This window comes from Pullulanibacillus pueri, assembly GCF_014639255.1.
Classification (GTDB): domain Bacteria; phylum Bacillota; class Bacilli; order Bacillales; family Sporolactobacillaceae; genus Pullulanibacillus; species Pullulanibacillus pueri.
In genome coordinates this window covers 1-21,041 of sequence record NZ_BMFV01000022.1, presented here as the reverse complement: position 1 = coordinate 21,041, position 21,041 = coordinate 1, and the positions used below count along the sequence as shown (strand labels likewise).

The following is a 21,041-nucleotide window of genomic DNA, read 5'->3' as shown; positions in this document are numbered from 1 at the left end:
AACATGGTAAAGTTAATGATGTTATATTTATTGAACGGATTATATAGTTGGAGGTAAGTGCATGAAAAGGGGAAAAAGCGATTTATTTGAATGGATTAAAGCATTAGCCATAGCAGTCATCATAGCCATTGTTGTACGATCATTTATTTTTACAAATTATATAGTAGACGGCAGTTCAATGATGCCAACTCTTCAGGATGGTAATCGTCTCATAGTCAATAAAATTGATTATGACTTCACGCAGCCAAAGCGATTTGACATCATTATCTTTCATGCCACTCCAACTGATGATTATGTAAAGCGTGTCATTGGTTTACCTGGGGATACGGTTCAGTATAAGAATGATACTCTTTATGTTAATGGCAAAAAATATGATGAACCTTATCTTAAGCCTTATAAGGAGCAAATTAGCCAGGGCAATTTAACTTATGATTTTACGTTGAAGGACATTCCAAATGGTCAAGAAAGAGTCCCTAAAGGGAAGGTCTTTGTTTTAGGTGATAACCGACGAAATAGCCAAGACAGTCGTTATTTCGGCTTTGTCGACATGGATAAGATTGTAGGAAAAGTAAATGTTCGTTATTGGCCCTTTGATGAATTTAAATATATGCATTAAATGTAGGCTAGATTTGAGAGGTTGGGTTCCCCCAGCCTCTTTTTTGTTGAATAAATGCAATTTTTTGATGTGGATAGTGTTTATCTTCACTCCAGGTTGTTTGACTGGGCATGGTTGCCCAGTTTTTCTCAAAAGGTAAGAAGTATAAAATTTCTGGTCATCAGGATAGTGTGGATTTCCGCTTCAGACCACTCGCTTTCCACGGGCACGGCCTCAGCTAACTTGGGAATGGTCACCTTGGTTCCCAAGTGGATCTTCGGACACGTGCTGTTCCCGTAGGACTCTAGTTTAGGCATCCGTGAGTCAGCGACGCTGAGGAACACACAATGTTTAAGTGTTTCGAATCTCGTGTCTTCCACTCCGATCCACTTGGTACTGACGATGCCTGTTGGTAAAAAACATTTTAATGCCCAACTGATTGAGGACTGGGCATGGTTGCCCATTTTTTCTCATTTAAAAATAAATAAACGTGTAAATTCTTATGTCCTCCGCATAAACTGTGGTAATAGCGATTTTTTCTTTTAGGAGTGACGCTCATGAAGGATTTCCATCTCTCATTCGGTGAATGGGATATGTACCATAAAGCCAATAAGGACCAGCAAAGGCATAAGGAGAAGGTTGAGCAGGCCATTAAAGATAATCTCCCTGATTTATTAAGTGAAGAAAGCATTATTATGTCAGATGGGCAAGGGCTCACACGCTTACCTATCCGATCATTAGATGAGTATAAATTGCGTTATGGCAGTGGCGAGCAATCTCAAGTAGGGCAGGGTGATGGCGATAGCCAGGTGGGGGATGTTTTAGAAAAGCTTCCTCCAAGTAAATCTGAGAAGGGCAATGGAGCGGACAGTAAGCCAGGAATTGATTATTATGAGGAGAATGTGTCTTTAGAAGATATTGAGGAACATTTGTATAAAGAATTAGAGCTACCTGACCTAGAGCAAAAGGATTTTGTTATGGAAAGCAGTGTTCCTGAAATTGTTTTCCGGGATATTAGAAAAAAAGGGTTAATGGGAAACCTTGATAAGCGCAGGACTTTGTTACAGGCATTAAAGAGAAATGCTATCAGTGGAAAGGGACAACTGGGTTCACTGTCAGAAGATGATTTGCGATTTAAAACCTGGGAAAACATTGAACAGCCAGAGAGTCGAGCGGTTGTCTTTGCAATGATGGATACCAGTGGAAGTATGGGCATGTGGGAAAAATATATGGCTCGTAGTTTCTTCTTCTGGATGAAGCGTTTCTTAGAAACAAACTACAAATCGGTTGAAATTGTTTATCTCGCCCATCACACCGAAGCCAGATTGGTGACAGAAAGTGAATTTTTCTCCAAGGGTGAAAGTGGTGGAACCATTTGCTCCTCTGTTTACCAAAAGGCTTTGGATCTCATCGAAGCCCATTATTCCCCAGCTTCCTACAACATTTACCCAGTCCATTTTTCAGATGGTGATAACTTATCCTCAGATACTGACCGCTGCATTAAACTTGTCCAAGAACTAACAGAGCTATCAGCATTATTTGCTTATGGAGAAATAAATCCTTATGGCCGGAAATCGACACTTATGGAAGTGTATCAACACATCGATCACGAGAAAAACCGCTGTTATGTTTTTAAGGACAAAAAGGATATATACTATGCGCTCAAACACTTTTTTAGTAAAAATGGGCTAGAAAAAACAGAAAGTTAACTTTTTCTTATAAGCAATTCCCCCACCCCCACGCAGGGCTTTTAAATCATTTTATCGTTTGATTAAGCGAATGTATTCCAGACAAAATAACTCTAAGCGAACTCGGAAAACCTAAGGGTAAATATGGTGGATGGGGGGGAATTCATGAAGAAGTTTATACTTGTGCTCCTCTGTCTCTTCTTTGTTATACCGCCACAAACGACAGAAGCGGAAGAGCCAAAGGAATTGCAAATTCATTTTATTGACGTAGGTCAGGCTGATAGCATCCTTATTCGAACACCTCAAGGAAAAAATATCTTAATCGATGCTGGAGGGAAAAAATCAGCCGTAAAACTGATGAACTATTTAAGGGCATTTGGGATCACTACCTTTGATGCTGTGATCGCAACGCACCCACATCATGATCATATTGGTGGCATGTCGGCCATTTTAGAAAATTTTACAGTTAAAGCCTTTTATATGCCTGATATTTCCCATTACACCCACGCCTTCAATGACCTTTATACGACCGTTAAGAAAGAAGGCATTATGATATTTAAGGCTAAGGCTGGCAATAAGATTGATGTTGAGCCGGGTGTGAAGATCAATATTATTGCTCCTCTTAAGGGAAACTATGATCACCTAAACGACTATAGTTATGTGTTAAAAGTGATTCATAATGAAAATTCCTTCTTACTCATGGCCGATGCGGGTGAACAAAGTGAAACCGAACTGTTAGAAAAGAAGGTAAATGTTAAGGCTGATGTCATAAAAATTGGTCACCATGGTGCAGATACAAGTTCTACATTACCCTTCCTAAAAAAAGTTAATCCAGATACAGCGGTTATTTCGACAGGCAACCGAATAAAACAGGGCTATCCTTCAAAAGCGGTGATCAATCGCCTTCACTATTTAAAGATCCCTACTTATCGTTCAGATTTACTTGGTACGATTGTTGCCCATTCGGATGGACACAATATCACGTTTACTTATGGAAAAAGTGAACAAGAGCATCAGGAAGAAAAGGAGTAAAAACTGGGATTCATGAATCGAGTGCCTATAGGCAAAAATAGTGAGGAAGGGGGTAGTTAAGCTTGGCACAAACATTAGGACAACTTATGACAAAGAATGTCGTTTCAGTAACTCCTAACCAAAGTATTGAAGAAGCTGCTCAGTTGATGAGTCAGAATAATATTGGTGCTCTTCCGGTTGTTGAAAATGGTCAATTACGAGGGATTATTACTGACCGTGATATCACGCTTCGTTCAACGGCAAAAGGTGGTAACGAAAAGGCGAAGGTATCGGAATGTATGTCTAATCAAAATCTTGTTTCAGGGACAACGACTATGGATGTAAATGAGGCCGCTCAAATCATGGCTCAACATCAGATTCGGCGACTTCCAGTTGTTGACAACCAACAACTTGTTGGTATGGTCGCATTAGGAGATCTCGCAACCGAACAAGAAACACAACAAGAAGCAGGTCAAGCCTTAAACACCATTTCATCACCATCCCATCCTCAATAATGTAAACCCTTTTTAAAGGTTTACATCCGCAAATGTGCGGGGAAAACTCCCCCTTTAAGCTCCTGATCTCGGTCAGGAGCTTTTTTATCTCACCACCAAGAGCCTCATGATAAAGCGTGCCAGAGAAATAGGCATAATATAGGCAGGCCCAGCAACAGTGAAAAGACATCATCTTAATAAAAATCGGCTTAACAGAATGGCTGCGCTTCCAAAAAAGGGTTCAGACAAATAAAAGAACTGAACGGGGAAACAAAAGAAGAGCAATGAGAAACAAAACCCGAGCGAGACAGCCAAAACCCCTCCAAATGAAGCATCGCTTGCTCCAAAAAAAGGGTTCAGACAAATAAAAGAACTGAGCGGAGAAACAAAAGAAGAGCAATGAGAAATAAAACCCGACCGAGACAGCCAAAACCCCTCCAAATGAAGCATCACTTGCTCCAAAAAAAGGGTTCTGACAAATAAAAGAACTGAACGGAGAAACAAAAGAAGAGCAATGAGAAATAAAACCCGAGCGAGACAGCCAAAACCCCTCCAAATGAAGCATTACTTGCTCCTAAAAAGGATTCAGACAAATAAAAGAACTGAACGGAGAAACAAAAGAAGAGCAATGAGAAATAAAAGTCTATCCCATTCTTGTAAATAAAAACACTTTAAGTCCATGTATATGCTATATTATCTATTTAAACCTTTTTTAAGAAAAAATGGCATCTAAACTTTTAGCCAGGTTATTCTTAACAAATGTTTGACTGCGATCTACAGAATTTTAACTCACTTTTTGATACACTATAGCAATAAAGGAGGATGCACATGATTAAAGCATTGGTGTTTGACTTTGACGGACTTATTTTAGATACGGAAACAGCCATCTATAAGGCCACACAAGAAATATACAAGGAATATGGGGCAGAGTTACCGATCAGTATTTGGGCCAATCTTGCAGGGACCCAGGATGACGGATTTGACTTAACCACCCATTTAGCGGAACAAAGCGGAGTCACCATTGACAAAGAAGCATTGCTTAAAGATCAAAGACAAAGAATAAATGCATACATAGAACGTGAGACGATTCTTCCGGGCGTTTTACCCTTATTAGAGATGGGGAAACAGCTTGGACTTAAAATTGCTTTAGCGACAAGCTCAGGGAATCAATGGGCTAAGAGACACCTTAAGCGCTTAGGCATCATTGACTTTTTCGAGGCCATTATTGAGGCGGATGACGTTGAAAAGGTGAAACCCGACCCAGAATTGTTTACTAAGGCGGTTGAAGCTCTTCAAGTCAAACCCGACGAAGCTATTGCCTTTGAAGATTCCTACCACGGGATGATTGCTGCTAAAAGAGCCGGTCTTTATTGCGTTGTCGTTCCCAACGAGGTGACGCAATCGCTTGATTTTAGTCAGGCTGACCGTCAATTGAAGTCTCTTGCAGACATCACTGCTGAGGAACTCATTCAGGCCTTTTCCGAAAAAGAATAACCCAAAGGAATTAAAGCCTTGAGGAAATGAATTACTAAATAATGTATAATGTACAAAAGAGATACTGATAAGCAAAGAGAGTGAGTGGAAAAGAGTAATGACTTGGAAATCGGCTTATGACAAATGGAAAAATTACAGTGAACTCGAAGCGGACCTTCGTGAGCAATTGGAACAATTGAGCGGAGATGATGCTCTTTTAGAAGACAGTTTTTATAAGGAATTGGAATTCGGTACCGGTGGGATGCGTGGTGAATTAGGACCTGGAACAAACCGTATGAATATTTATACGGTCCGAAAAGCATCAGAAGGCTTGGCCCAATACATATTAAGTCAAGGTGAGGAAGCTAAGTTTAAAGGCTGTGTCATTGCCTATGATTCCCGTCATCGTTCACCACAATTTGCGATGGAAGCAGCGAAAACAATGGGAAAGTACGGGATCCAAACCTATGTTTTTGAATCTTTAAGACCCACACCGGAGTTGTCCTTTGCAGTTCGTTATCTTCAGGCCAAGGCTGGCATTGTCATTACAGCGAGTCACAATCCCCCTCAATATAATGGGTACAAAGTCTATAACGAAGATGGTGGACAATTACCACCTGTCCAGGCTGAGCAAGTGATTCAATATGTGAATCAAGTTGAAAATGAATTGACTGTGTCTGTTGCCGATGAAACAGAATTAAAGGACAAAGGGTTATTAACAATGCTTGGTGAGACTGTTGATCGCGCTTATCAAGAACAGCTTAAAACAATTTGTGTCCATCCAGAGGTGATTCAAAAGGCTGCAGATGACCTTAAAATTGTCTATACGCCATTACATGGGACGGGATATCATCCAGTCGTCGAAGGTATGAATAATTGGGGATTTAAACATGTCAGTGTAGTCGCAGCCCAAGCCGAGCCAGATGCCAATTTTTCAACGGTAAAACTTCCGAATCCTGAAGAGCATGAGGCATTTGCTCTTGCTATTGAATATGGCAGGCAGCAAAATGCGGATCTCCTATTAGCCACTGATCCAGATGCCGATCGTGTCGGTGTTGCGGTTAAAAACAAAGAGGGAGAGTATGTTGTTCTTACAGGTAATCAAACAGGAGCCATTCTTTTGCATTATTTACTGACCCAGAAAAAAGCAAAGGGACAGCTGCCTAATAACGGTGTCGTTTTGAAAACAATCGTTACCTCAGAACTCGGACGTACTATTGCGGAGTCCTTCGGCATGACAGCAGTGGATACGCTGACCGGTTTTAAATTTATTGGTGAAAAAATCCGTGAGTATGAACAGTCGGGAGAACACACGTATCTCTTTGGCTATGAAGAAAGCTATGGGTATTTAATTGGCGATTTTGCCCGTGACAAGGATGCGGTACAGGCTTGCTTGCTAGCGGCAGAGGTTGCTGCCTTTTACAAATTACGAGGGAAAACACTCTATGATGGTTTGGAGGAAGTTTTTGAGACCTATGGTTATTATCGTGAAGGTCTTGAGTCATTGACTTTAAAAGGGATTTCGGGGTCTGAGCAGATTCAAACAATATTGAACAGCTTTCGATCTGAGCCACCAACAGAAATGGTAGGCAGCAAAGTCACAGTAATTGAAGATTACAAAGTTCAAGAGCGTATCCGCGTTGAATCGAAGAGGAAAGAATCGATAGAGCTTCCTTCTTCCAATGTGTTGAAATATATTTTAGCAGATGGTTCTTGGTTCTGCCTTAGACCCTCAGGTACGGAGCCAAAGATTAAATTTTACTTTGGCGTCAAAGCCGATAATGATCAAGAGAGTCGTGAAAGATTGCAGCAACTCCAAAAAGGCGTCATGGCACGTGTGAATCAAGTATTATAAGAAATTAAGAAGAAAACCACAGTGGATGGCTGTGGTTTATCTTTTGCTTGCAGAGGAACAAGATTGCCCTTAGATAAGTCTATTAACCGCGAGTTTATCTCATCTTAATACTAGATTCTTGTTAGTGAATGTAATAGAGGGATTCCAATCATCATTTTACTTTATGGCTCACGTATGGTATCTTTTTGTCATATGTGTATATGGGATTAAAGAAAGGAAATGCAGCATGGCGAAGCTTGAACAAGAAGCATCCCGTCGTCGGACATTTGCGATTATATCGCACCCTGATGCTGGGAAAACGACATTGACAGAAAAATTGCTCCTTTTAGGAGGCGCGATTCGTAGCGCTGGCTCTGTTAAGTCAAGGAAATCGAAAAAATTTGCGACATCGGACTGGATGGAGTTAGAAAAACAACGGGGAATATCGGTCACCTCGAGTGTAATGCAATTTGTTTATGATGATTATAAAATAAATATTTTAGATACACCAGGACACCAAGATTTCAGTGAGGATACTTATAGGACACTTATGGCTGTTGATAGTGTGGTCATGATTATTGATGCTGCAAAAGGTGTTGAGGCCCAAACCCTCAAGCTTTTTAAAGTATGTCGCGATCGGGGAATTCCGATTTTCACGTTTATTAACAAGCTTGACCGCCAAGGAAAAGAGCCCCTTGAATTATTTGAGGAGCTTGAAGAAGTCTTGGGCATTCAAACCTGTCCTGTGAATTATCCAATTGGCATGGGGCAATCTTTCCGCGGCGTTTATGATCGCTTCAAGAAAGAGATTGAACTCTATGATGATAAGAGAGAACAGACGCTTATTCCTGCCGATTCTCTAGAGACCGTGCGTGAACGCTTAGTCCAAGTGGCTGATGAAGCGACCATTGATCAATTAGAAGAAGAATTGCTGTTGCTTGAAGAGGCCGGCAATCCTTTTAATGCCGAAGCTGTCAAGGCTGGAAAGCAAACACTTGTATTCTTTGGTAGTGCCATTTCTAGTTTTGGTGTGCCGACCTTCTTAAAGCATTTTCTAGAGCTGGCTCCGGGTCCAGCGGGGAGAGAGACGAGTAAGGGGCATGTAGACCCTGCTGATGAAACTTTCTCTGGTTTTATTTTTAAAATCCAAGCGAATATGAATCCGGCTCACCGCGACCGAATTGCCTTTTTGCGTATTTGTTCAGGCAAATATGAGAAAGGAATGGAGACGTGGCTCGATCGAACGGGGAAACCTGTAAAGCTGGCCCAACCCCAACAATTTTTTGCGGATAGTCGGGAAAATGTTGAGGATGCCTATCCAGGGGATATTGTCGGCATTTATGACCCCGGTCTCTATCAAATTGGCGATACATTGTGTGCTACTAAGGATACGTTTAATTTTGGAAAGCTGCCGACGTTTCCACCGGAGCATTTTTCTAAGGTCAGAGCCAAAACGGCGATGAAGCAGAAGCACTTTATCAAAGGCATTGAGCAGCTTGCCCAAGAAGGAGCTGTCCAAATTTATAAGACTGAGCGGTATGAAGAATATATTCTTGGGGTTGTTGGTCAACTGCAATTTGATGTCTTCAAATATCGAATGGAAGCAGAATATAATGTCGATCTAGATATTCAGCCAATGTCCTTTCATTTAGCTCGTTGGTTGTTAAATGATGAGATTCCACGTGAGGCGCTTAGGAGTACGACAAACATGGTAGTCCATGATTCCCAGGATCGCCCGGTGATTTTATTTGAAAATGAGTTTGGATTAAATTGGTTCATGCAAAAAAATCCGGATATTAAATTGGCTGAATCTGTCATTTGATTATATAAAATTAATAAAATTGGAGGTCCCTAAACCTAGCGTTCAGGGATCTTTCTTTTTGTAACGGAAAAATTAAAACAAGTGGAAGCTCTAATAAGTGAACATTAGCTTTCATCATTAAGGCTTGGAGGAAGCGAAGCTTTCTCATTTTAATGATAAAGCGCCTAAGTGCCTCTTATTTTGAAAACGCTTTATAAAAATTTACAATTGAAAAATCTTTGTCAGAAAATATAGCATACTAACAAATACTAAAGCGCTTACAATTTGAATGATAAGTAAAAATAATTCATATTTTTAGAAAAAGACGGTTGACCTCTGATTGGAAAGGGCGTATTATGTCCACAACAATAAATTAATTTTTTAGAAAAACCATAACAAAATAAAAAGCAATTAGGTTAATCTCTCGAACATTTTTGGACACCGTGAAATAACATGAATTATCTCAAAAAACAAAAAATAAAAACTTGAAGGAATAGAGGAGACGGATTATGCGCAGCGATACGATCAAGAAAGGTATTGATCGGGCTCCTCATCGCAGCTTATTATATGCTGCTGGTGTAAAGACAAGGGATCTTGATAAACCCTTTATCGGGGTTTGCAATTCCTATGTAGATATTATTCCCGGTCATAAACATTTAAACAAATTTGCTGAAGTTGTAAAAGAGGCTATTAGAGAAGCAGGCGGAGTTCCTTTTGAATTTAATACGATTGGTGTAGACGATGGAATTGCGATGGGACATATTGGGATGCGTTATTCACTTCCCAGTCGTGAAATCATTGCTGATTCAGCTGAAACAGTGATTAATGCCCATTGGTTTGATGGCGTGTTTTATATTCCTAACTGTGACAAAATTACACCGGGAATGCTCATGGCAGCAGCACGGACGAACGTCCCCGCGGTTTTCGTATCGGGAGGTCCGATGGAAGCTGGGCGATCTAAGACAGGTGAAAATCTTTCGCTTGTGTCTGTCTTTGAAGGTGTAGGCGCGCATAGTTCAGGAAAGATGACCACAGCAGAGTTACAAGAGTTAGAGACTCTCGCTTGTCCGACGTGTGGTTCTTGTTCCGGAATGTTCACCGCTAATTCTATGAATTCATTAATGGAGATGCTAGGGTTAGCCTTACCAGGAAACGGTACGATTGTTGCAACGTCTGATGAACGTCATGACCTCATTTATAAAGCAGCTTACCATCTTATGGATCTTGTCAAAAACGATATTCGTCCTCGTGACATTATCACGAAGGAAGCCATCGACGATTGCTTTGCATTAGACATGGCGATGGGAGGATCAACGAATACAGTCCTTCATACGCTGGCTCTTGCTCACGAGGCAGGGGTAGATTATGACCTACAAAGAATTAATGAAGTGGCAGAACGTGTCCCGTATTTGTCCAAAATTAGCCCGGCGTCAGAATATTCCATGCATGACGTTCATTTAGCTGGCGGTGTGAGTGCTATCATTAAAGAACTCTGTAGTATTGATGGTCTCATTAATAAAGATCGCATTACTATTACAGGAAAATCATTATATGAAAACATCAAAGAAGCTGAAATCAAAAACGATGTCGTGATTCGCAGAAAAGAAAATCCATACAGTCCAGTAGGAGGATTATCCATCCTATTTGGTAATTTGGCACCGGATGGTGCGGTCATAAAAGTGGGTGCCGTTGATCCATCGATTAAAACTTTTACTGGGGAAGCTATCATCTTTAATTCACAAGATGAAGCCCAACAAGGAATTTTAGACGGAACAGTGAAATCAGGGCACGTTGTAGTTATCCGTTATGAAGGTCCTAAAGGGGGACCAGGGATGCCAGAGATGCTATCGCCAACCTCGGCAATTTCCGGACGTGGGCTTGATAAGGAGGTCGCATTGATAACCGATGGACGCTTCTCAGGTGCTACTCGAGGTATTTGTGTTGGACACATTTCACCAGAGGCGGCTGAAGGTGGACCACTTGCTTTCCTAGAAGACGGAGATAAAATCGTGATTGATCTCACACATCGCACCATCAATGCCCTTGTTGATGAAGAAGTGATAGAAGAACGTAAAAAGAATTGGGTACGTCCAGAACCAAAAATTAAAAGTGGTTATCTTGCACGCTATTCAAAACTTGTAACCTCAGCCAATACAGGTGGCGTATTTAAAATTTAAGAGTTTAAAATGAAGACGGGGACGAATTATAAGATGGGATTTACAGAGAGCCGCGGTAGGTGGAAAGCGGTAATACCTCTTATAATGCACTCACCCCTGAGTGCTGATCTGAAAGGTCTTATCTCATTAGGATCAGCCGTGTGAGACCATCACACGTTATCAAAAGAACTCATGCGTGAGTTACTGAGGCGGCATTTGTGAAAATGTCGTGCAAAAGGGTGGTACCGTGGAAGAGCCTTTTCACCCCTTTATCTTATCAATTCCGATAGGTAGAGGTGTGGAAAGGCTTTTTGATTGTAAATAGATTAACGGCTATTCAAGTCAATGACTTAGTTAAATAAATTATCGTGTGGAGGGAGAGCCTTGCAAGCAAAAGCGAAGTATGAGCAAACAGTTGCTAGTCAGACAGGTGCAGATGTATTGATGCAAACCTTGATAGATGAAGGTGTTGATTTAGTCTTTGGCTATCCTGGAGGAGCGGTCCTCCCGATCTATGATGCCTTATATAAAACGGACCTTCGTCACATTTTACCTCGCCATGAACAAGGAGCGATTCATGCGGCAGAGGGTTATGCCAGAATCAGTGGGAAGCCTGGGGTGGTTATTGGAACATCCGGTCCTGGCGCGACAAATTTAATTACGGGTATTGCTGATGCCATGATGGATTCCTTACCCCTTGTTGTTTTTACAGGTCAGGTTGCTCGTGGTGTTATTGGAACCGACGCCTTTCAGGAAGCAGATGTCACCGGCATTACGACCCCGATTACAAAGCATAATTATCAAATTCAAGAGTTGAAGGATATCCCAAGGGTTGTAAAAGAGGCCTTTCATATTGCTACAACAGGACGACCAGGCCCCGTCGTTGTGGATATACCTAAAGATATTTCTGGAGAAATAGGGGAGGTTGACTATCCTGAGACCATCCATTTACCAGGGTATCAGCCGAACTATATGCCTAATCTCTTGCAAGTACGCAAATTAGCAGAGGCCATGAGAGAAGCGAAGCGGCCGGTGATTTTGGCTGGGGCAGGAATTATCCATTCCGGAGCGCACAAAGCACTGCTTGAACTTGTCGAACGACAAGGGATTCCCGTTGTTCACACGTTGCTTGGCTTAGGGGGTTTTCCGGCCGAACATGAATTGTTCCTTGGAATGGCTGGCATGCACGGCACTTATGCTGCAAATATGGCCTTATACGAAGCAGATTTATTAATTAATATAGGGGCTCGGTTTGACGATCGTTTGACAGGGGACCTTCAACATTTTGCGAAAAAAGCCGTAGTTGCCCATATTGATATTGATCCTGCGGAAATTGGGAAAAACGTTCAAACCCATATTCCGATTGTTGCAGATGCAAAATTCACGATTGAAGCGTTGCTTGATGAAGTGACCACACCACCGGAAATCAATGAGTGGGTGTTTCGCCTAAAGCAGGACCGTATAGAAAAACCATTATGGTATCGCAAGCAACCTAAAGTGATGGCGCCACAGTATCTCATTGAAAAGTTGCATCAAGAAACAAATGGTGAGGCGATTGTCGTTACCGATGTGGGTCAGCACCAGATGTGGGCAGCCCAATATTATCCTTTTTCAAAGCCCAAAAAATGGGTGACCTCGGGTGGTTTAGGGACGATGGGTTTTGGTTTTCCAGCAGCTATTGGTGCTCAACTGGCAGCACCTGATGATACGGTGATCGCTGTTGTTGGAGACGGCGGTTTTCAAATGACTTTGCAAGAGCTCTCTGTACTTCAAGAACTCCGGCTGCCGGTTAAAATTGTCATCGTCAATAACCAATCCTTAGGCATGGTGAGACAATGGCAAACATCCTTTTATGGCGGACGCCACTCACAGTCTCTTATCCCTGTTCAACCTGACTTTGTTAAGTTGGCAGAAACCTATGATATTAGGGGTTATAGAGTAGAAACAGAAGAAGAACTTCAAGAAGTATTAAGTGCAACACTCCATGATAGAGAACCTGTTCTCATTGATTGTCGTGTTAATGCCGAGGAAATGGTGACACCGATGGTCGCACCTGGAACAGGTATTCACGAAATGATAGGGGTGAAACCATGAAAAGAATAGTCACTGCACTGGTCAATAATCAAAGCGGTGTGCTCAACCGCGTGACCGGACTCATGTCTAAGAGACGCTTTAATATCGAAAGCATCTCAGTGGGTCGTACAGAAACCGATGATATTTCTAGAATGACTTTCGTCGTTGATGTTGAAGATGAAGCCCAATGTGAGCAGCTCATCAAGCAGCTCCATAAACAGATAGATGTCTTAAAAGTTTGGGATATTACTGATCAAGCGATTGTGGCAAGAGAATTAGTGTTAATTAAGGTTTTGAGTAACCCACAAATTCGCACTGAGATTAATGGTATTGTTGACCCATTCCGGGCTTCAATTATAGATGTAAGTCGCGATAGTTTAACCGTCCAAGTCACTGGTGATTCCGAGAAAGTCGATGCATTAATTGAACTCTTGCGTCCTTACGGGATTAAAGAACTCGCCCGTACAGGATTAACGGCATTCCCAAGAGGGCAACAGCGACAGGTTACAGAAATGAAGCCCTATTCGCTGATTAAATAACGCTATAAAGTTCAAAATGTTAGGACAATATGAAGACCATTGATCTGTCATTGACCGCATTTGAACGTTTGTTTAGTCGCAAGGCCCAAAAAATAATTAAAAATGGAGAGGAAGATTGGAAGATGACAAAAGTATATTATAACGGTGATATCGAGGATGCAGTCCTCAGAGGTAAGAAAATTGCAGTTGTAGGCTATGGTTCTCAAGGTCATGCCCATGCTCAAAACTTAAGAGATAGTGGCTTTGAAGTTATTGTTGGCTTACGTCCAGGACATTCATGGCAACGTGCTGAAGAAGATGGTTTTACGGTAAAAACAGTCGCTGAAGCCAGCCAGGAAGCTGATGTCATCATCCTGCTTTCACCAGATGAGAAGCAAACAAAAATTTATAATGAATCTATTGAACAAGGTCTGACAGCGGGTAAAGCGCTTGTGTTCGCACACGGCTTTAATATTCATTTTAGCCAAATCGTCCCACCAAAAGATGTCGATGTATTCCTTGTTGCCCCTAAAGGCCCAGGACATTTAGTCAGAAGGACATACACAGAAGGGGCTGGCGTTCCGGCACTTATCGGTATCCATCAGGATGCAACAGGTGAAGCCAAGAACGTTGCTCTTGCTTATGCGAAAGCGATTGGCGCAGGGCGTGCGGGCATCCTTGAAACGTCCTTCCAAGAGGAAACAGAAACAGATCTTTTCGGAGAGCAAGCTGTCCTTTGTGGCGGTCTAACCTCACTCATTAAAGCCGGTTTTGAAACGCTTGTTGAAGCTGGATATCAACCTGAAGTAGCTTACTTTGAGTGCCTCCATGAAATGAAGCTCATTGTAGACCTTATTTATGAAGATGGTTTAGAAGGCATGCGTTATTCCATTTCTGATACCGCTCAGTGGGGCGATTTTGTTTCTGGACCACGTGTGGTAAATGAAGAAACAAAAGCACGGATGAAAGAAGTCCTTAAAGATATCCAAGACGGAAAATTTGCTAAAGGCTGGATTCTCGAAAATCAGGCGAACCGTCCACAATTTAATGCGGTGAATAAGCGTGAAAAAGAGCATCAAATTGAAGTCGTTGGTCGAGAACTTCGTCAATTAATGCCATTTGTGAAGAGTCAATTTTCTAAAGAAAGGGAAGTGGTAACTGGTGCGAAAAATTAATGTCTTTGACACTACTTTGCGTGACGGAGAACAATCAGCAGGTGTGAATTTAAATACTCTTGAGAAACTAGAAATTGCCGCTCAACTCGAAAGACTGGGTGTAGACATGATTGAAGCCGGTTTTCCTGCTTCGTCAAAGGGTGATTTTGAATCCGTCAAAAAAATAGCAGAAACGGTCAAAGGCAGCTCGGTCACCGGACTTTCCCGGACAAGGCAAACCGATATCGATACAGCGTGGGAGGCCTTGAAGTATGCCGAAGAACCTCGCCTTCACATATTTTTAGCAACATCACCGATTCATATGACCCATAAGTTAAAGAAAACTCCGGAACAAGTGATGGAAATGGCGATCGAAGCTGTGAGTCATGCTAGCCGATATTTTCCACACGTTCAATGGTCAGCAGAAGATGCAACCCGCTCAGATTGGCAGTTTCTTGTCAAAATCATTGAAAAGGTGATTGACGCAGGGGCAACAGTGATAAATCTTCCTGATACGGTAGGCTATACGACACCAGACGAATACGGAAGACTCTTTAAATTCATTAAGGAAAATGTTTCAAACATTCATAAAGTAAGCTTGTCCGGTCACTGCCATGATGATCTTGGGATGGCGGTAGCCAATTCTTTGGCAGCTATTGAAGCGGGTGCAGATCAAATTGAAGGCACGATCAATGGGATTGGTGAAAGAGCGGGGAATGCTTCACTTGAAGAAATTGCTGTGGCTCTCCGCATCCGTAATGACTACTTTCAAACGGATACAGGTCTTGTCTTGAAAGAGATTAATCGCACAAGCAAACTCGTCAGCCGCCTCACCGGACTCTCTGTTCCAGCGAATAAAGCGGTGGTTGGGAAAAATGCCTTTGCTCATGAATCGGGGATCCATCAAGACGGTGTTTTAAAAGAGAAAACAACCTATGAAATTATTACACCCGAGCTTGTCGGTGTCGCCTCCAATAGTCTTGTTATAGGAAAACATTCTGGTCGGCACGCTTTTAGTAATAAGGTTAAAGAATTAGGCTTTGAGCTTACGGAAGCCCAAGTCAATGAAGCTTTTCAAACCTTCAAGGCGCTAACGGATAAAAAGAAGGATGTCACCGATGAAGATTTGTTTGCTATCTTAACTGAGAAGCGTACAGAGAATACGGATGTGCCAAAGTACGAATTAAGATCAGTTCAAGTTCAATATGGTACCAATCACATCCCAACAGCTACTGTGGCTCTACAAACTCCAGAGGGTGTTGAAAAAGAGGAAGCCGGTACAGGGTCAGGAAGTGTAGAAGCCGTCTATAATACTCTAGCACGAATGATTACCGGTGATATTAAACTCGAAGACTATAAACTCAATTCTATCGGTGGCGGCCGCGATGCTTTAGCTGAAGCTTATGTCAAAGTGATCTTCAATGGAAAAGAATCTGGAGGCAGGGGCTCAAGTCAAGATGTTCTTGATGCTTCAGCACGTGCTTTCTTAAATGCCGCAAACCGAGCACTCTATAATGAAAGTCTTCAAGCATTGAAAGAAGCAAAGGTCTAAAGAATCTACATTAATAAGGGAGGGAAAGCGTATGAAAAAGAGAATTGCACTTTTACCTGGCGACGGGATTGGACCTGAGGTCATGGCAGGATGTCAAAAGGTCTTAGAGGCGATTGCTGAACGATTTAACCATGAGTTTTTATTCGAAGAGGGGAAAATTGGTGGGGGTGCGATCGATGCAGAGGGCACCCCACTTCCAGAACAAACAGTTGCGCTTTGTGAAAAGAGTGATGCGATTCTTTTAGGCGCTGTCGGCGGACCGAAATGGGATGATGCACCTTCCCATCTTCGCCCTGAAAAAGGTCTTTTAGGTATTCGCAAGAAAATGGGATTGTTTGCGAATCTCCGTCCCGTATCAACCGTTAAATCCTTGATTCCTGCTTCACCCCTTAAAGAAGAGGTTGTCAGCAATGTTGACTTACTTATTGTGAGAGAACTCACTGGTGGTATTTACTTTGGTCAACCCAGTGGTCGAGAAGGCGACAAGGTCGTTGATACACTTGAGTATACGAAGCAAGAAATTGAACGGATTGTCAGAAAGGGTTTTGAACTCGCCAGTGTCCGTCGTGGCAAACTAACGTCTGTAGATAAGGCGAATGTGCTTGAATCAAGTAAGGTCTGGCGGGAAACAGTGAATCGAATTGCTCCTGAGTTCCCGGATGTTGAAGTCGAACATCAACTCGTTGATTCAGCTGCGATGCAATTGATCCGTTATCCCGAACAATTTGATGTCATTGTCACAGAAAATCTTTTCGGTGATATTTTGAGTGATGAAGCCTCAATGTTAACAGGATCACTAGGCATGCTCCCGTCTGCAAGTCTTAGAAGTGATGGCTTTGGTATGTACGAACCTGTCCATGGTTCTGCACCAGATATTGCGGGAAAAGGGATTGCTAATCCACTGGCCATGATTATGTCAGCCGCTATGATGCTCCGCTATACTTTTAATCTCTTTGAAGAGGCTCAAGCCATTGAAGTGGCTGTACAACACACTTTGGAAGAGGGCTATCATACAAAAGATCTCGTAATAGAAAATGGCCAGGAACTCGGAACAGAAGGCATTATTGAAAAAGTTATCGAGCAAATAAATGAAGAAAACACCATTAAAGGCATTTTAGAAACCTATTCTTAAGATAAAAGCATCACGGCTAATTCCCAGAAAGAATGGGCCGTGATGACTAAACCGTTCACTACAAAGATAAGGAGGACTCGCCAAAATGAAGCCAAAGACAATTGTTGAGAAAATTTGGGAGCGTCACGTTGTACATGAAGAACAAGGGAAGCCGAATCTTCTCTATATCGATCTTCATCTTGTCCACGAGGTCACTTCTCCCCAAGCCTTTGAAGGCTTGCGCATGAATGGCAGAAAAGTGCGACGCCCAGATTTAACGTATGCGACTGTTGACCATAATGTGCCAACAAAGCATCGAAATGTCATTTCTGATGAAGTGTCTAAGAAGCAAATGACCACACTTCAACAGAATTGTAAGGAATTTGGAATTCCACTTGCAGATATTAACCACCCTGATCAAGGGATTGTCCATGTTATCGGTCCACAGTTAGGCTTAACACAACCGGGAAAAACGATTGTTTGTGGGGATAGCCATACTTCTACTCATGGAGCTTTTGGTGCTCTTGCTTTCGGGATTGGTACTAGTGAAGTTGAGCATGTCCTCGCTACACAAACGATTTGGCAAGCGAAGCCTAAAACAATGCAAGTCAAAGTCAATGGTACGCTTGGGTTAGGCGTGACGGCAAAGGATTTAATCTTGGCCATTATTGCTAAGTTTGGCGTGAAGGTTGGAACAGGCTACGTCATGGAATATACCGGTGAAGCGATTCGCAATCTTTCCATGGAAGAACGCATGACAGTATGTAATATGTCCATCGAAGCTGGGGCGCGTGCTGGTTTGATTAGTCCTGATCAAACCACCTATGAATTCTTGAAAGGGAAGCGCTATGTGCCAGAGGGTGACGCCTATCTCGAAGCAGTTGAAAAGTGGGAAGAATTCGCAACAGATGAAGGTGCTGTTTACGACCGTACGATTGAAATTGATGCCGCTGAAATTGAACCACAAGTCACATGGGGAACCAATCCTTCAATGGGCGGCCCGGTAAGTGGTCAAGTCCCTGATCCTTCTCATTATGAAAAACAGAATGATCGCGCGGCAATCGCCCAAGCCTTAGACTATATGGGCCTCGCACCGGGTACCCCTATCGAGTCTATTACTATTGATCATGTCTTTATCGGATCCTGTACGAACGCACGTTTAAGTGATTTGCGGGCTGCAGCTGAGGTTGTCAAAGGGCGCAAGGTCCACAGTAATGTGAACGCAATTGTCGTTCCAGGTTCACAATCGGTGAAATCAGCCGCTGAAGCAGAAGGTCTTGATAAAATATTTACTGAAGCCGGCTTTGAATGGCGAAGCGCGGGATGTAGCATGTGTCTTGCTATGAATGACGATGTGCTTATGCCGGGAGACCGCTGCGCTTCAACATCGAATCGTAATTTTGAAGGTCGACAAGGCAATGGTGCGCGTACCCACCTTGTCAGCCCAGCGATGGCTGCTGCTGCTGCGATTGCCGGCCATTTTGTTGATGTTCGTACTTTTAGCAATAATCCTGTGTTTTCTTAAATCTTGAGTGTCGTTTACTAAAAGCAATGAATGATTAGAGGAGGGAAAAATCTCATGGAAGCGATCCGTAAACATAAAGGCCTGGTTTGCCCATTAAACCGTGTAAACGTTGATACCGATCAAATCATACCCAAACAATTTTTAAAACGTATAGAACGTCAAGGCTTTGGGCAGTTTTTATTCTATCATTGGCGTTTTGACAATGATGGAAATAAGCGCGCTGATTTTATCTTAAATGAGCCTGTATATGAGCAAGCCTCCATTTTGATTGCCGGTGATAATTTTGGGTGTGGTTCCTCCCGTGAACATGCACCATGGGCATTATTGGACTATGGCTTTAAAGTGATCATTGCACCAAGCTTTGCCGATATTTTTTACAATAACAGCATGAAAAATGGCATTCTACTTGTTAAACTTGCAGAAGATCAAGTAGAGGAACTTTTGGAGAGAGCAAAAAATGGTCGCTATGCTCTTACGGTTGATCTAGAAGAGCAAACGGTAAAGGATGAGGATGGCTTTAATGCTGCTTTTGATATTGATCCTTATCAAAAGAAACTCTTGCTCAATGGTTGGGATGAAATCTCCTTAACCTTGCAGCTTGAGGATAAAATTAATGCGTTTGAAGAAAAAGTCAAAAATTAGGAAGGTGAAACCCTTGGGGATTACGTATTAAAAAATGACGTTTTACATGCAATGGAGCACTTGTTTTCAGTCGTTCATCGCACACCGATTAAAAGGTCAAAGACCATTGATCATTTAACAGGTGCAAAAGTATTTCTTAAAATGGAGAATATGCAAAAAACAGGTTCATTTAAGATTAGGGGAGCTACCCACAAAGTTTTTTCTCTCTCAGCGCAAGAGCTGAAAAAGGGCGTCGTCGCAGCGTCGGCAGGAAACCATGCACAAGGAGTTGCGTATGCAGCCGCTCAAAGAGGGACAAGGGCTAAAATATTTATGCCACAATTAGCACCCCAAACGAAAGTGGATGCAACGCGGGCATATGGTGCTGAAGTCGTCCTCATCGGTGATACTTATCAAGAGTCCTATGAAGCAGCACTAAAAGAAGACGCTACTTTTGTCCACGCCTTTGATGATCCATTGGTCATGGCCGGTCAAGGCACCGTTGCTTTCGAGATGCTGCAACAATGTCCGGATTTGGAGACCTTAATTGTGCCGGTTGGTGGTGGTGGTCTGCTTGCAGGCACAGCTGTAGCAGCCAAAACATTAAATCCTTCGATTCGGTTGATTGGGGTTCAAGCAGAGGGCGCTGCGGCCACCTATAATCGCTTTAAAAATAGTGGGCCAACGACGTTAAAAAGGGTCTCTACGATTGCAGATGGTCTTTTAGTTAAAGAGGCGGGGCGCCTTACCTTTCCGATCATTCGAAAGTATGTCGATGATATCGTGACCGTTAGCGATGAAGAAATTGCTCGCGCTATGCTTCTCATGCTGGAACGTGAAAAATCTTTTGTGGAAGGAGCTGGCGCTGCTGCTTTGGCTGCCCTAATCTATCGTCCATTGCAGACGTCAAATGAAAATGTCGGGATCTTTATTTCCGGGGGTAACGCCGATCCGAAGAATATACCGCATTACATGAAGCTTGCCTATCGCTTGAATTTTCAAGCGGATGTTGCTTCAAATATTTAAAAAACTTGCCCATGGGCAAGTTTTTTTAGTATTAAGTTGTAATATCTTGTGGTAGAGTTGAACCTCGTTTAATCTCTTTTCTTTCTTTGCCCAAGCCAGTACATGAACCCCCCAATAATAATGATCACAAGCCCCCCAATAATCCAATTTTTGATGCTTCTTGATGAAGGGTGAGTTGTTGTGATATTAGGCTGTTCATCCACCTTTTTGATTTGCTTATTATTGATACTAAATTTGTGGGTGATCTGCTTTTCTACTCCATTAGCGTTTGTATTCAGAGATAAGACATAATCTCCTGAGGCAATGTTGTTAGCCCCCCAGGCTATCGGATAAAGAATTTTTGATTACGACTTTAGTCAGTTGAGCTCGCGATAGCGTGCGAAACAATAAACCACCTGCTATGCAGGTG

The 21,041-nt window shown here is 42.4% G+C and carries 16 protein-coding genes; all 16 read left to right on the top strand.

Features of this window, described 5'->3' with window-relative positions; translation table 11 throughout:
• Positions 1 to 61: 61 nt before the first annotated feature.
• The 16 genes from lepB to ilvA all read left to right on the top strand — a co-directional run bounded on the left by lepB (position 62) and on the right by ilvA (position 20,632).
• Entirely contained in the window at positions 62 to 616 is a 555-nt protein-coding gene (gene lepB / locus IEV91_RS13625; protein WP_188497971.1) for a signal peptidase I, read from the top strand.
• Between the two features lie 536 nt (positions 617 to 1,152).
• Entirely contained in the window at positions 1,153 to 2,304 is a 1,152-nt protein-coding gene (gene yhbH, locus IEV91_RS13620; RefSeq protein ID WP_188497970.1) for a sporulation protein YhbH, read from the top strand.
• 144 nt (positions 2,305 to 2,448) lie between these two features.
• Positions 2,449 to 3,315: a ComEC/Rec2 family competence protein gene (locus tag IEV91_RS13615; protein WP_188497969.1), complete on the top strand. Its 867-nt coding sequence runs from the start codon at positions 2,449 to 2,451 to the stop codon at positions 3,313 to 3,315.
• Positions 3,316 to 3,401: 86 nt separating this feature from the next.
• The gene (locus IEV91_RS13610; RefSeq protein ID WP_188498025.1) at positions 3,402 to 3,809 is read left to right on the top strand and encodes a CBS domain-containing protein; all 408 of its coding nucleotides are present in this window, start codon (positions 3,402 to 3,404) and stop codon (positions 3,807 to 3,809) included.
• Positions 3,810 to 4,616: 807 nt separating this feature from the next.
• Entirely contained in the window at positions 4,617 to 5,282 is a 666-nt protein-coding gene (locus IEV91_RS13605) for an HAD family hydrolase (protein ID WP_188497968.1), read from the top strand.
• 97 nt (positions 5,283 to 5,379) lie between these two features.
• Positions 5,380 to 7,116 carry a phospho-sugar mutase gene (locus IEV91_RS13600; protein ID WP_188497967.1) on the top strand — a complete coding sequence of 579 codons (1,737 nt, stop codon included), beginning with the start codon at positions 5,380 to 5,382 and terminating at the stop codon, positions 7,114 to 7,116.
• A 226-nt stretch (positions 7,117 to 7,342) separates the two neighbouring features.
• Positions 7,343 to 8,917, top strand: a complete 1,575-nt coding sequence (locus IEV91_RS13595) for a peptide chain release factor 3 (protein ID WP_188497966.1) — start codon at positions 7,343 to 7,345, stop codon at positions 8,915 to 8,917.
• 488 nt (positions 8,918 to 9,405) lie between these two features.
• Positions 9,406 to 11,073, top strand: a complete 1,668-nt coding sequence (gene ilvD / locus IEV91_RS13590) for a dihydroxy-acid dehydratase (RefSeq protein ID WP_188497965.1) — start codon at positions 9,406 to 9,408, stop codon at positions 11,071 to 11,073.
• Between the two features lie 363 nt (positions 11,074 to 11,436).
• On the top strand, positions 11,437 to 13,146 hold the full coding sequence (ilvB, locus tag IEV91_RS13585) for an acetolactate synthase large subunit (RefSeq protein WP_188497964.1): 1,710 nt from the start codon (positions 11,437 to 11,439) through the stop codon (positions 13,144 to 13,146).
• Positions 13,143 to 13,664, top strand: a complete 522-nt coding sequence (gene ilvN / locus IEV91_RS13580; RefSeq protein ID WP_188497963.1) for an acetolactate synthase small subunit — start codon at positions 13,143 to 13,145, stop codon at positions 13,662 to 13,664. The genes ilvB and ilvN overlap by 4 nt, the downstream gene beginning before the upstream one ends.
• 122 nt (positions 13,665 to 13,786) lie before the next feature.
• Positions 13,787 to 14,818 carry a ketol-acid reductoisomerase gene (ilvC, locus tag IEV91_RS13575; protein WP_188497962.1) on the top strand — a complete coding sequence of 344 codons (1,032 nt, stop codon included), beginning with the start codon at positions 13,787 to 13,789 and terminating at the stop codon, positions 14,816 to 14,818.
• Positions 14,805 to 16,349, top strand: coding sequence for a 2-isopropylmalate synthase (locus tag IEV91_RS13570; RefSeq protein WP_188497961.1), 1,545 nt, complete (start codon positions 14,805 to 14,807; stop codon positions 16,347 to 16,349). Before ilvC ends, IEV91_RS13570 begins: the two co-directional genes overlap by 14 nt.
• A gap of 31 nt (positions 16,350 to 16,380) precedes the next feature.
• On the top strand, positions 16,381 to 17,481 hold the full coding sequence (leuB, locus tag IEV91_RS13565) for a 3-isopropylmalate dehydrogenase (RefSeq protein WP_188497960.1): 1,101 nt from the start codon (positions 16,381 to 16,383) through the stop codon (positions 17,479 to 17,481).
• 85 nt (positions 17,482 to 17,566) lie between these two features.
• Positions 17,567 to 18,985 carry a 3-isopropylmalate dehydratase large subunit gene (gene leuC, locus IEV91_RS13560; protein ID WP_188497959.1) on the top strand — a complete coding sequence of 473 codons (1,419 nt, stop codon included), beginning with the start codon at positions 17,567 to 17,569 and terminating at the stop codon, positions 18,983 to 18,985.
• A 54-nt stretch (positions 18,986 to 19,039) separates the two neighbouring features.
• A complete protein-coding gene (leuD, locus tag IEV91_RS13555; protein WP_188497958.1) occupies positions 19,040 to 19,627 on the top strand; it encodes a 3-isopropylmalate dehydratase small subunit in 588 nt (195 codons plus the stop codon).
• A 51-nt stretch (positions 19,628 to 19,678) separates the two neighbouring features.
• On the top strand, positions 19,679 to 20,632 hold the full coding sequence (gene ilvA, locus IEV91_RS13550; RefSeq protein ID WP_188497957.1) for a threonine ammonia-lyase: 954 nt from the start codon (positions 19,679 to 19,681) through the stop codon (positions 20,630 to 20,632).
• The last annotated feature ends 409 nt before the right edge of the window (positions 20,633 to 21,041 follow it).

What these genes read in the sequence shown, in the direction of transcription:
- ilvD (WP_188497965.1), top strand. Translation starts at nt 9,406, where the DNA reads ATGCGCAGCGATACGATCAAGAAAGGTATTGATCGGGCTCCTCATCGC.
- leuD (WP_188497958.1), top strand. Translation starts at nt 19,040, where the DNA reads ATGGAAGCGATCCGTAAACATAAAGGCCTGGTTTGCCCATTAAACCGT.
- IEV91_RS13605 (WP_188497968.1), top strand. Translation starts at nt 4,617, where the DNA reads ATGATTAAAGCATTGGTGTTTGACTTTGACGGACTTATTTTAGATACG.
- yhbH (WP_188497970.1), top strand. Translation starts at nt 1,153, where the DNA reads ATGAAGGATTTCCATCTCTCATTCGGTGAATGGGATATGTACCATAAA.
- ilvC (WP_188497962.1), top strand. Translation starts at nt 13,787, where the DNA reads ATGACAAAAGTATATTATAACGGTGATATCGAGGATGCAGTCCTCAGA.
- IEV91_RS13615 (WP_188497969.1), top strand. Translation starts at nt 2,449, where the DNA reads ATGAAGAAGTTTATACTTGTGCTCCTCTGTCTCTTCTTTGTTATACCG.
- IEV91_RS13595 (WP_188497966.1), top strand. Translation starts at nt 7,343, where the DNA reads ATGGCGAAGCTTGAACAAGAAGCATCCCGTCGTCGGACATTTGCGATT.
- IEV91_RS13610 (WP_188498025.1), top strand. Translation starts at nt 3,402, where the DNA reads ATGACAAAGAATGTCGTTTCAGTAACTCCTAACCAAAGTATTGAAGAA.
- ilvN (WP_188497963.1), top strand. Translation starts at nt 13,143, where the DNA reads ATGAAAAGAATAGTCACTGCACTGGTCAATAATCAAAGCGGTGTGCTC.
- leuB (WP_188497960.1), top strand. Translation starts at nt 16,381, where the DNA reads ATGAAAAAGAGAATTGCACTTTTACCTGGCGACGGGATTGGACCTGAG.
- leuC (WP_188497959.1), top strand. Translation starts at nt 17,567, where the DNA reads ATGAAGCCAAAGACAATTGTTGAGAAAATTTGGGAGCGTCACGTTGTA.
- lepB (WP_188497971.1), top strand. Translation starts at nt 62, where the DNA reads ATGAAAAGGGGAAAAAGCGATTTATTTGAATGGATTAAAGCATTAGCC.
- ilvA (WP_188497957.1), top strand. Translation starts at nt 19,679, where the DNA reads ATGGAGCACTTGTTTTCAGTCGTTCATCGCACACCGATTAAAAGGTCA.
- IEV91_RS13600 (WP_188497967.1), top strand. Translation starts at nt 5,380, where the DNA reads ATGACTTGGAAATCGGCTTATGACAAATGGAAAAATTACAGTGAACTC.